At 52.3% G+C, this 12909-nt stretch carries 7 protein-coding genes; 5 read left to right on the top strand and 2 right to left on the bottom strand.

The features are described 5' to 3' along the window. Positions 1-4: 4 nt before the first annotated feature. The 5 genes from DFP95_RS16140 (at position 5) to DFP95_RS16120 (ending at position 8252) form a co-directional block, all read left to right on the top strand. Positions 5-493, top strand: coding sequence for a chemotaxis protein CheW (locus DFP95_RS16140; protein WP_115993680.1), 489 nt, complete (start codon positions 5-7; stop codon positions 491-493). Positions 494-513: 20 nt separating this feature from the next. Next, positions 514-2244, top strand: coding sequence for a methyl-accepting chemotaxis protein (locus DFP95_RS16135; RefSeq protein WP_115993679.1), 1731 nt, complete (start codon positions 514-516; stop codon positions 2242-2244). 2 nt (positions 2245-2246) lie between these two features. Further along, positions 2247-3065, top strand: a complete 819-nt coding sequence (locus tag DFP95_RS16130; protein ID WP_115993678.1) for a CheR family methyltransferase — start codon at positions 2247-2249, stop codon at positions 3063-3065. Positions 3066-3100: 35 nt separating this feature from the next. Further along, entirely contained in the window at positions 3101-4141 is a 1041-nt protein-coding gene (locus tag DFP95_RS16125) for a protein-glutamate methylesterase/protein-glutamine glutaminase (protein WP_115993677.1), read from the top strand. Between the two features lie 1075 nt (positions 4142-5216). Next, entirely contained in the window at positions 5217-8252 is a 3036-nt protein-coding gene (locus DFP95_RS16120; protein ID WP_115993676.1) for an EAL domain-containing protein, read from the top strand. 193 nt (positions 8253-8445) lie between these two features. Here the strand turns inward: DFP95_RS16120 and DFP95_RS16115 are convergent, their stop codons facing one another. Beyond that, complete coding sequence (locus DFP95_RS16115; RefSeq protein ID WP_115993675.1) at positions 8446-10536, bottom strand: methyl-accepting chemotaxis protein; 2091 nt, start codon at positions 10534-10536, stop codon at positions 8446-8448. A gap of 261 nt (positions 10537-10797) precedes the next feature. Further along, a complete protein-coding gene (locus DFP95_RS16110) occupies positions 10798-12861 on the bottom strand; it encodes a multicopper oxidase family protein (RefSeq protein ID WP_245987699.1) in 2064 nt (687 codons plus the stop codon). Between the last annotated feature and the right edge of the window lie 48 nt (positions 12862-12909).

The raw sequence follows: 12909 nt of genomic DNA, 5'->3' as shown, positions 1-12909 counted from the left end.
GGGGATGAGCGGACTTAACCGCCCCGAGGAATACGGCGAGGAAGATGCGCAGAAGGACAAGTTTCTGACCTTCTCTTTGGGGAACGAGCTCTACGGCATCGAGATCAAGCATGTCACGGAAATTATCGGCATTCAGAGCATCACGGAGGTCCCGGAGCTTCCGGAGCATATTCGCGGAATCATTAATTTACGGGGGAAAATCGTTCCCGTCATGGACGTCAGGCTAAGGTTTAAGAAAACGTTTCGGGAATACAACGATCGGACATGCATCGTCGTGGTCGACATTCAGGAAATATCGGTCGGTCTGATCGTGGATAGCGTATCGGAGGTGCTTTCCATTCCGGCTACCGAAATCGTGCCGCCTCCGGAAACGGGCAACGGGGTTAACCGTTACATTGCGGGGATAGGCAAATCGGGGACGTCCGTCATTCTCCTTCTGGATTGCGATAGGCTGCTCAACGACAACGAAGTGGAAAGCTTGATACATACTTAGAGCGACTGGGGAGTGCGACGATGAAATGGTTCTATAATATGAAAATCGGCAAGAAGCTCATTCTATCCTTTATATTGGTAGCTTTACTGGCGGGAACCGTGGGGGTCATCGGAATAACCAACCTGAAGAAAATCGATGACAAATATACGGATCTATATAATCAATTCGGGGTCTCGGTTGGGGACTTGGGCAAAGTAGGCATGAATTTTCATCATTCGCGCGCGCTGGTAAGAAACGTCCTTCTATATGAGGATGTCGCGAAGCGCGACGAAGCGATCTCTAATATAAGTAAATACGACGAGGAAATCCAGGCGTCTCTGGCGGATTTCAAGAAGAGCATACAAACCGACGATACTCTCGCGAAGTTCAACGAGCTGGAATCCGCGTTAACGGAATACGATAAGATTCGCGATCAGGTCATTCTAGCCGGGCAATCGGGAAGAACCGACGAGGGAATGCGTCTGCTGGACGTGGGAGCCGCTCATTCCGATGAAGCCACGGGCTTGATCAATACGTTGTTCGAGGAGAAGAACTCGTTAGGTGCCGAAAGGGCGGAAGAGTACGGACAATTGGCGAATACGACAATCATGACGATGGTCGCCGTGGTAATCGCGGCTATGATTGCGGCGGTCGGTTTAGGTTTGTTCATTTCCCGAATCATCAGCAATCCGATTAAAAAGCTGGTCGAATCGGCGAATAGGATCGCGGACGGAGACCTGAACCTGGAGATTGTCGCGACGACGAAGGACGAGGTCGGCGTACTTTCCGATGCCTTCGGTAAGATGACGAATAACATGAACGAGGTACTCTCCAATATCCAGACCGCATCCGAGCAAGTATCTACGGGCGCAAGGCAGGTATCCGAGTCTAGCATGGTGCTGTCCCAAGGCGCGGCCGAACAAGCCAGCTCGGTAGAACAATTGACGGCTTCTCTGCAGGAAATATCCGCGCAAACTCGTCTTAACGCCGAGAACGCGACGCTTGCGAACACTCTGTCGGAGCAAGCCAAGGAAAATGCCGTTCAAGGAAATTCCAGAATGCGCGAGATGCTTACGGCTATGGAAGACATCAATACGTCTTCGGGAAGCATATCGAAAATAATCAAAGTCATAGACGAAATCGCGTTTCAGACGAATATATTGGCACTTAATGCCGCGGTGGAAGCGGCTCGCGCGGGACAACACGGAAAAGGCTTCGCCGTCGTGGCGGAAGAAGTGCGGAATCTGGCGGCGCGTTCCGCCAATGCGGCGAAGGAAACGACCGATATGATCGAAGGTTCTATCCGCAAGGTGGAAGACGGAACGCGTATCGCTAAGGATACGGCCATCGCCCTGGATCATATTGTCGACGGCGTGGCGAAAGTAGCCAGCTTGGTAGGCAACATATCCATAGCTTCCTCCGAGCAAGCATCGGGAGTGTCTCAAATCAATCAAGGCATCATGCAGGTGTCCCAAGTGGTGCAGACGAATTCCGCGACTTCGGAAGAGAGCGCCGCCGCGTCGGAGGAGCTGACCGGGCAAGCCGAGATGCTTAAAGAACAGGTGAGCCGCTTCGTGTTGAGAAGATCCGTTAGAAGCGTGTCATCTTATCGCGACATGGAGAAGCTGGACCCGGAGATTCTGCAAATGCTCGGCAATATGTCGGGAAGATCTAGAAAGCAAAGGTTAAGCCATAAGGACGATTACGCCGAGACGGCTTCTTCCATTCCGTCTTCAATCGTCTTGAGCGACCGGGAATTCGGTAAATATTAAGGATGATCGCGATTACCGACGGAGAGTTCAAGCAGTTCTCGGACTTCATCAAGAGCCGCTACGGCATTCATCTGAAGCCCGAGAAGAAAGCGTTACTCGCGGGCCGGCTTCAGCAGGTGCTGGCAGAGCAGCGGTTCAGTAATTTCACCGATTATTTCCACCATCTACTGTCGGATTCGAGCGGTGCGGCTATTTCTTTGCTCGCGGATAAGATCACGACTAATCATACGTTTTTCATGAGGGAAGCCAGCCATTTTCAATTTTTCAAGGATCGGGTGCTCCCGGGGTTGTCCCAAACGATTCGCAACAGGGATGTGCGGATTTGGTGCGCAGGCTGCTCCACCGGTGAAGAAGCGTATACGCTGGCATTCCTTCTTGACGAGCGTTTCCGATCCGAGCAGCCGGCTTGGGACACCCGAGTGCTGGCTACCGATATATCCTCGAAGGCGCTGGAAACCGCGGTTCGGGGGACGTATCCCGATAAGAGTCTGGAAGCTCTGCCTTCCGCATGGCGTTCGGTCTATTTCCGCAAGGGTCCCGAAGGGCATTCAGTCGTCTCCGATGCAGCCAAACGAGCCGTTATTTTTCGGAGATTCAATCTGATGCAGCCGGCTTTTCCATTCAAAAGGAAATTTCACGCTATCTTCTGCAGGAACGTCATGATTTATTTCGACGAGCGGACGAAGGCGGACTTGATTCGGAAATTTTATGAACATACGGAGCCCGGAGGTTATCTCTTCATCGGTCATTCCGAGTCGTTGGAGCGAGATGGTACGGGTTATAGGTACGTTATGCCTTCCGTGTATCGCAGGGACGGTTAGAAAACACGCTAGGCGCTGGCACGGGAGGGTCGATCATGCTGGATTGGGAAGGGAAAAGAAGGATTAGAGTATTGGTGGTGGACGATTCTCTCGTTTTCCGAGAGGTTCTGATGAGGGGAATCTCTTCCGACCCTGACATTGAAGTCGTGGGCGTCGCCAAGGATCCCTACGAAGCGCGCGACAAGATTCTGCAATATAGGCCGGATATAATTACATGCGACATAGAGATGCCGCATATGAACGGGATCGAATTTATTCGTCAACTGCTTCCCCAGTATCCATTGCCCGTCATAGCCGTGAGTTCTATGGATGAATCGGCTCTCGATGCGCTGAAGGCCGGAGCCGTGGAATTCGTGGCCAAGCCGAGCTTCATGACTCCGGGCAGGGTGGAAATCTTCCTTCACGATCTTATAGACGTTATTAAGGCCGCCTCTCAGGCGAAAGTCGTCGGCAGAGCCGCGGCGCCCGGACCAAGCGCTAGTGGGATGCTCCACTCTATTTCGAAGGATTCGGATCGAATAATCGTCATCGGAGCTTCGACAGGCGGGACGGAAGCCATTCATTCGGTGCTTAGCGGATTGTCCCCGAGTTCCCCCGGTATCGTTATCGTTCAGCATATCCCGCCCGTATTCTCCCGCATGTTCGCGGAAAGGCTGAATCTGGCTTGCTCTCTTAGAGTCAGTGAAGCAAAGGAAGGGGATTACGTCGATCAAGGCACGGTGTTGATCGCCCCGGGAGATCGGCACATCACGTTGGTCAAAGTCGGCAAAAGATTCAAGGTGGAATGTCGCAGGGGCGAAAAGGTAAGCGGACATTGCCCTTCGGTCGACGTCTTGTTCGAATCCGCCGCCAAGGAGGCGGGCAATAGGGCGATCGGCGTGTTGCTGACCGGTATGGGCCAAGACGGAGCGCGGGGACTGTTGGCGATGAGGAACAAGGGGGCTAGGACGATCGGGCAGGACGAGCGTTCGTCCGTCGTGTACGGAATGCCCAAGGCGGCGTACGATATGGGAGCCGTCGAAGTTAAGTCGGCCCTAAGGGACATTCCGCGAATGATTACCGCCATGTTGAATTGAAGTCCGAAGTTACTGCCCAAAGTCATCACGTAACATCCTTTACCGTAGCCGCTTCCATAGCCGCTTTTCGAACGCTAGCGCCGTCGAATGAGATTTTTGCCTAAGCGCCAGCATTAACGGCGTGTCGTTAAATCAAATGTTCGATGGCGGGAAGCAACCGTCCATGACGATTTATAGACAGCAAGCTATAATACCCGTCGTTGATCGATCGTTCATTGCGCACTCCCCGGTTTTCCCCTCTGATTTTTCTCGAACCCAGTACATTAAATCAATCGCAACTAGGACTCATGTCAGAGCATAGCTGCTCCATCTACCTTCCATGACTAACAACACTGTCCATAACGAGTCATCCCCTAGTTCGATTGGACTTTCACTCCTCCTTTATCATCCGTAGTAACCAGGCTACATACCAATGCGCTCCGCGAGTTGAAATAGGCTCGCGAGGCCGTTACTACTTAGGTCTGTAAAAGGAAGCACTCTTGGGTACATATCCAATAGCGATGTGAATCCATGTAATTTAGATCCATGATCAAAATATAAGCTGGATAAGGATGGTTATTATCGCTATTGTTCAATATTTATGGTTTTCCTTCCGAATATTCAATCAATAGCGATGTTCTCCATCCTACTTTGATTTCAATAGGGCTCATTGGCTTGAATAACGATGATTACCATCGTACTGGACAGCGGGGCACCTAAGTAGTAACCGCGAGGCGGTACAATTGCCCCAAATAGCTCCCCGGAGGCAAATAAGCGTGCCCTGAGATACTATTTTTCCCGGAGTAGCCCCCCGAGAAGAAATAATAGTTATCTAAGCTAATGGGCTTGCCGTCTCGAGACGAGGCGTCTTTGGCGATGAAGAAAATCGCCTTTTTCGCTCTCAACAAATGCGATATTTTCCGATAAGGGAATAGAGACCATGAAAACGCGCGGAAATACGATACGAAGGGTGTCGATATCTACCGCAAGTTTTTTGCCCGCTATGAAGTTCTTCAAAAGGATTTCGAGGAAAGATGTTGAAATTTGTCATTAACCACATTCGATATTTACTTACACGTAGAAGGCAGGGGGTATCATGGTTCAAGGATACCGGATAGGCGTGATCGCGCCGCACCTGGACGGGGAATATTACGGACGACTGTTACCGCATATGCATCAAGCCGTTCGTGAGCGGCAATCGCAGCTATTCGCGATACAAGTCGCCGATGATTACTTGGGAATAACCGCGTTGGATGAACCCATCGCATTCGACCTGGTAGATGCTTGGATATTGATTTTGCCGTCCGCAAGCGCTTCTTTCCTGGAAATGCTGGGGAACAGCGATAAGCCTTTCGTGTGCGTCGGGTTCCAATCCCCTTATCCGCAAGGGTATTCCGTTCTCGCCGATAATCGGACGAGCATGAAAACGGCGGTCTGCCATTTGATCGATCACGGGCATATGGGGATCGCGTTCGTCGGCAATGTGACTCAGTACGACTTGTACGAACGATATTTAGGATACCGGGATGCTTTGGAAGAGCGGGGACTGCCATTTGACGAGCGACTGGTAGTCAGGACGGACGACAACTTGCTGGAGAGCGGGCATAAAGCGACGGAGCAGTTGCTGCTCGGCGACATTCCCTTCACCGCGTTTGCCGCCGGTACGGACTTGAACGCGCTGGGGATCATCGACTGTCTGCAATCGCGAGGCTATTCCGTGCCGAAAGACTTCGCCGTTATCGGATACGACGATATTCATCAGGCGGCCGTTAACTATCCTTCGCTTTCGACGATTCGTCAGCCGTTCGAGGCGATGGCTAACGAAGCCGTCCGCATCGCTTTCGAGATGCTGGAGAAGGGGAAGCCGGATGCGAGGGAGTCGATCATACCGGCGCGCCTCGTTATTCGTTCCTCTTGCGGATGCGCGGAGAGAACGCAATTTTCCTCGGCGGCCGAATTCGATCATTATATGCAGAGCCTTTCCCAGCTTCGCATCTCGCTGCATAATATTACGGTCAACAATTATAAGATGACACAGGGATTAATCCTAGCCACTAAAGACGATAAAATACATATTTCCAAGCTCTTCTGGAATTTGTCGCACTGGGGATGTCTGGCTTTGTGGGAAGAGGACGCGAACGGAGAGAAGCAACTGGTCGTCCGGCAAGCGTTCAGCAAGAACGGAGATAGAGTTCCGCCTGTCGGGAAGGCATATCCATTGCATCGGTTCCCTCCGGTAGATTTCCTTCCGCCCGGTACTCAACCCGGTGGCGAAGACGTCGTCATTCTGCATCCCGTTAAGTCGGATCTTCAGAATTGGGGGTATATCGCTCTTGCGGGTCCGCTCGATCCGTTGAACAATTTCGTCGCGAACGACCTCTCCCGTCATAGCTTCACGATTCTTGCCGTCGCGTTGGAACGCGAGCTGCTCTTCGACCAAATTCGCTCGATCGCGGAGAAATTGGAGATCGTATCCCGGACGACGAACGACGGAATATGGGATTGGAATTTGGAGACCAACAAGATTCATTGGAATATCCGGGCGCATAATATATTAAGCAGGACTAGCATGGAATTGACGAATGAACCGCGGGCCTTCATGAAGCTGGTTCATCGCGAGGATCGGAAGGCGCTCCGCTTATGTTTCGTGCAGCCGTACCGCACAAACCATCCGATTCAGCTGGAATTCCGTATTCGGGGCGAGGGTAGTCATTTCTCGTGGATATATATGGCGGGGGATATCGTCTGGAACGATGCCGGCAAGGCGATTCGTATCATCGGTTCCATGACGGATATTACGGAGAAGAAGGATAATGAGGCCAGGATTACTCAATTGGCGTATCAGGATGCGCTAACGGGACTGCCCAACCGGTTGCTGTACAAGGACGAATTGAACGCGGCAATGAAGGAAAGGGATCGGGACGGAAAGAAATTAGCCGTCATGATGATCGATCTAGATCGCTTCAAGATCGTTAACGATACTCAGGGTCATCAGACCGGGGATATGCTCTTGCAGCAAGTGGCTCAAGAGCTGAATGCATGCGTGAAGGAGAGCGATATCATCGCGAGGCTGGGCGGCGACGAATTCATCGTATTGTTGTCCAGAATCGAAGGAGTGGAAGAGGTAGTAACCGTTGCGGACAAGATGCTTCGAATGTTGACGAAGCCCTTTCTATTGGAAGGCCAGAAATTCTATCTTTCCGCGAGCGTAGGGGCGTGTATCTACCCGTGTCATGGCGAGAACGTCGATTCTCTCATCAGGTATGCGGACTTGGCGATGTACCATACGAAGGAGAACGGCGGCAATCGACTGGAAATCTACACACCTGCGCTAAGCTCGAAAAGGGTGGAAAGATTCAATATGGAGAGCGGACTAAGATACGCATTGGAACGGGGAGAATTGGCGTTGAATTTCCAACCCCAAGTATCGCTGTCCACGGGAAAGGTTCACGGTGCCGAGACGCTGCTTAGATGGAATACCCCCGACGGTAAAACGATTCAGCCGGGAGAGTTCATCCCGCTCGCGGAGGAAACCTCGCTTATTATTCCGATCGGGCAATGGGTTCTAGAGCAGGCTTGCCTGGAATGCAGGCGTTGGATTCGCGCCGGAATGCCTTCGCTTGTTATTTCGGTGAATATATCCGCGCTACAATTCCAGCAGGAGAATTTCCCCGAGCTAGTCCGAAAGGTGCTTCGGGACACGGGTATCGAGCCGTTTAACCTATGCCTGGAGATCACCGAGCATACCGCCGTGCAGAACATGGAGCACAGCATAAGTATGCTTGGCGAGCTGGTGGAAATCGGAGTTAAAATCGCCATCGACGATTTCGGAATCGGTCAATCCTCGCTTCTGTTGCTGAAGAAGCTGCCCGTCCATATCGTCAAGCTAGATCCTTCCTTTATCCTGAACATGATAGAGGATTCCGATGACGATGCTATCGCCAAGGCGATTATCGAGATGTCTCATAGCTTGGGCTTGTCGGTAACGGCGGAAGGGGTCGAGACGGAAGGTCAGCTGCATCGGTTGCAACAATTGCAGTGCGACCGGATTCAAGGCTTCTTTACCGGACGGCCGATGACGTCGGACCAGTTCATCGCTTACTTCTTGGAAATCTCGAGCTGGATGAGTTAGCGGTCGTACGTACCAACGACTTGTACTGTTGAAACCCGCGACGATCGCGGGTTTCTTTGCGATCGGATAGTATAAAATTATTCCCCGAACCACATCCGCCTTCCCGAACTCTCGCCAATAAGAAAAGAGCCTATCATAGTTCATTGCAGGATTCGCACAGAACTATAATAGGCTCCAAAGAGAGCGACCGGGCTTAAGAAGTAAATTTATCGATTTGCTGCCGCAAGGATTGGGATAGATTTTTCAATAAGTTCGCTTGCTCGGACAGCTCCTGCATCGAGGATAAATTGATAGCGGATAAGTCGCTCATCTGGCCGACTTGGTTCGCGGAGCCCTGGGCAATGTCGGATATTTGCTGAATCGTGGCGGATACTTGCTCCGAGGAAGCCGCCATCTGCTGTGCCGCCGCGGATATTTCCTGCATTTGGCCTGCAATGCTTCTCGTGGAAGAGAGAATGAGCTGGAAGGTCTGCCCGGCGTCCTGGACGGACTGGCTTCCCAACTGAACCTCCTGCCGAACCTGAGTCATGGAATGGAGGGATTGCTCACTTGCCGAGAGGATACGATCCAGCAACTCCGCGATACCGTCCGCCGAGGAGCCCGACATCTCGGCTAGCTTGCGGGTCTCGTCGGCAACGACGACGAATCCGCGACCGTGTTCTCCGGCCCTGACCGCTTCTATGGAGGCGTTCAAAGCTAGGATGTTGCTCTTGTAAGCCAAGCCTTTAATGAATTCCGCCATTTGGCCGACTTGTTGGGTGAATCCGTTTAATTGCTCGATTGAAACCGCCGTTCCGTTCACCGATTGTTGGATGGCTCCCATCTGGCTTACGACCCGGTCCAAGGCGTGTTTGCCCTCTTCGGCTTGTTCCGCGGAGTTCAGGGACACTTGGAGCACGTTTCCGGTCGTCTCGGCGATGCGCCCGATCCCGATGGACATTTCGTTGATCGCTTTCGCCGAATCCAAAGTACTTCTTAATTGCTTATCCGCTCCGATTGCGGTTTCTTGAATGGAAGCCGTCAGCAGCGCGTTGGATTCGGAAGAGTGCCTCGCGATATCCGCCAACCGGGACGATGTGCCGGCGGCTTGTTCCGCGTTCTGGCTGCTAGCGCCGATCAAAGCGCGCATCTCGGAAACCATATGATTAAAGGACAGCGCCGCATTGCGCATCTCGTCTCTAGTCGATACGGGCATTCGCGCGTTGAGATGACCTTTGGCGACTTCGTTGCTCGAATGGAGAAGCAAGCCGATCGCCCGCATGATGGAGGAATAGAACCCAAGGAACATGTAGAATACGATCAGGGCGAGAACGACGACGAAAGAGATTACGAATCGTTTGACGTCGGAGTAATGGTTCTGCCTCTTTACGATCAAAGCTTCCAGTTGTTCGGCATCGGCCGCGTATAAGGCGTTCGTTGCGAGAATAGCCGCTTGCGATGCCTCCGAGAATTGCTCGTAAGTACCCGTCACGGTTCCGTAAGTGATGTACCCTTCCTGAAGCGTAAAGATAAAGCTATCCATCGCGCTTTGAAATTGCTGGACCGCGGGCTCTAGCTTATCCTTTAGCGCAGGATTCTGTTCCTCGATAATCGTGTAACCGGCGCCAATGCTGTCTACCGCGATCTGTATGGCGGCTGCTTGACCGGTTAAATCGGTCATCTCCTCGCGGGAAAGCTCGGTTTTCTCGGAGAGCCGTTTTCCTTGGTCTCTTAAATCGCCGATTTGTTTGCCGAGCAACGGAAGGCGAATGACCGTAGCGTCCATTAAATAATACGAATCCAGATCCGGATCGAGAATGAGCTTGGATGTATCGCCTACATGCGAGATAAGAGCAGCACCTTCTTCGATGAGAAAAGCGTGCTCATGACCGACTTGCTCCGGAGTATAGTTCGCGAGGGAGCTCTTAATATCCGCCCAGTGCGCCTTCAAGCCCTCCCAGTCGGCAGTTGCTTCCAGAACGGTTCCGATTCTGGCGTCGATCCGGTCCATTTCGGCCAATTTTTGATCGATGAGTGCTTCCGCGACTTTCGCTTGTTCTCCTTCCCCGGCAACGAAGAGTCTCCGATGCTCGTCCAACGTCGACATGACCGCTTGCAGTCCGCGATTATATTCGACTCCGTTGCGTTCGTCGTAGGCGAATTCGTAACCCTCGTTTAATTCCGTTACGAGATAATACATCGATACCGTTAGAGGGATGAGAATCAAGATTCCGATGAGAATGAACTTGTAGGCGTATTTCAGGGAGTTAAGTACGAAGAGAGCGGGTTTCAATAAAAGGCGCATGGGAGGGTCTGTTCTCCTTGTCGAATCCAGAATAAACTCGTGGAACTTTATGTAAGTTAAATTAACATAAAAGCCCAAGGAATTCGACAGTTTTATTTCGAAAGAGGGAAGTTTTACAATAAACGTGTCTGAATTTAACGTTCGCAAACGAAAACAGCTAAACTTCCTAGTTAAACTATATTATTATGTCATATTTTATTACATTTTGTTAAAAGTATAGAGTGTTATGTTTCATGGAACGATGACCGGACTGACCAATACTCATTCCGGATGATTGACGGTGTCCGTCCCGACGGTGTATGGCGAAGTAATTCCATCGTACATGAGATGCATCGACATCCCGACCGCGGCATGCGTCAGATTGTGGCAATGATCCATCCACAATCCCGGATTGTCCGCTACGAAGCCGACCTCGTAAGTGTCCCCCGGTTGGACGTCGAGCGTATCGGAATACCACGGGCTGCCCGTGGCGAGTTCCCCGTTATAGGATAGTACCAGCATATGATGACCATGTAGATGCATGGGATGGTCGACGGCTCCGCGGTTAGTGATCGTTGTCTTGACGAGATCGCCTTCTTGGACCATAAACATAGGCGTATTGGGGAAAACTTCTCCGTTCATCGTATAGAGAGAGCCGAATTGTCCATCGTAGAAGCCGAGTTTATTATCGAGGATCAGATCGAACTCCCGGTCGAAATCGCTATTCGCGGTTACGAGAGTATCGCCGGGCGTGCCGTAGTGAATCGGATCGAACACTTCCGTCTTAGGGATGTCGGGGATGTCTCCCGTCCCGTCTCTGCTTAGGAGAATACCTAGATTCTTATCGCTGCCGACGCTAAGGAAGACGGGGTGATCAGGCATGAGGAACGTTAGGTCCGCTCGGCCGCCGGTCGTTAGTATCAGGTGGGTATCCTGTAAATCGGAAGGCTCGTGCAGGTCCGTGCCGTCAAGCGCTGCTACTTGGAACGAGGTGCCGGCAAGCACGTATTTCTGCCTGACCCAATCCTGGGTGTTGATTAAGCGAATCCTTACGGGAGTTCCGGGAGTGATTTGCTTGCGTTGAACTCCTGTCTCCATGCCGATCGACAATCCCTGTTCGTCCCATACGTGGGTGATCACGGTTACGTCTTCACCTGAGGACTTGCCGGAGGGTATGGCAGGCTCGACGATCAGCGCGCCGAAGAGGCCCATTTGCACCGCTACCCGCGAATCTTGGTGCGAATGATACCAGAACGTCCCCGTCTGCTCCGCCACGAAGCGGTAGACGTGCTTCCCGCCCGGCATAACCGCGTCTTGCGTAGCTCCGGCGACCCCGTCCTCGGCGTTGGGGACGTCGAGTCCGTGCCAATGAATCGTTGCGCCGACTTCGATATCCTTGTTGATCAGAGTGACCTCCACCAGCTCTCCTTGTTTCATCCGGAGCTCAGGTCCCGGAACTTGCCCGTTATATGACCACACGTCGATCTGTTTGCCGGAAGCAAGCGTTACGGTTTTCTTCTCCGCGGTTAACGTGAACGTGCGGTCAGGTTTAACCTCTCGGGGTCCGGTCAGCATGGCGACGGACATGGCGTCCGTCTTGTTGTGGACAAGCTCTATGCCTCCGCCGAAATCCATGGGACCTTCCGTCATGCTTAGCTGGGAAGGGAGTCGGCTGTTCTCGCTCTCGATAACGAGCGCGATCGACGCGATTCCGGCGGCCACGCAGAAAATGCCAACGCCTTTGATCGCTCTTCTCCACGGTTGGAGATTGAGCTTAGCGTCCGTGGAATCGATCTTCCGGTAGCGCCGGTCATGAATCCGCCAGAGGACGAAAGAGGCAGCCGCCCACAGCAGAATGGGGACGATCGCTTTCGCGGGCTGGAGCGGGACGGGGGTGACGAGTAGGAAGTAGAAGATCACTGCGGCTCCGAGGGCGGACATTTGGAATGGGACAATGATCAAGGGGTTCGCCGATTGCTTGCGAATATCTGCTTGAGAAGCTGCGTCCGCGGATCTGCTCGTTAGCTTCCATAGCTTCCACAATTTCGGGACGGCAAGCAACCAAGTAGCCAGCAAAGGGGTTAGGACTAACGGTAGATGGAGATAGACCCGGTCTTCCCAGAATACCGGGCTCATGGTATTGGCCATAAGCAGCGTGCCTGCGATAATTCCGACGGCCGGGACGGCGACGATAGCGGACCATACCAATTGCTTGCGGGTCTTGCGGTTCAACCGTTCGGGCGACCCTCCGTAGAGGAGGAGAGAAGCTTTGCTTCCCGCGATCCACGATAGGACGATCAAAAGAAACGCGCTTGCGTAGATAATGGTCGTAAATAGAAAGAACAAAGGAAAAACCTCCTTGAATAAGTCCGCATCCCCGATCGGGGATTGTTT

Source organism: Cohnella lupini, from assembly GCF_003386205.1.
GTDB lineage: Bacteria > Bacillota > Bacilli > Paenibacillales > Paenibacillaceae > Cohnella > Cohnella lupini.
The sequence above is the reverse complement of the archived record's forward strand: the minus strand, read 5'-3'. Positions and strand labels throughout refer to the sequence as shown.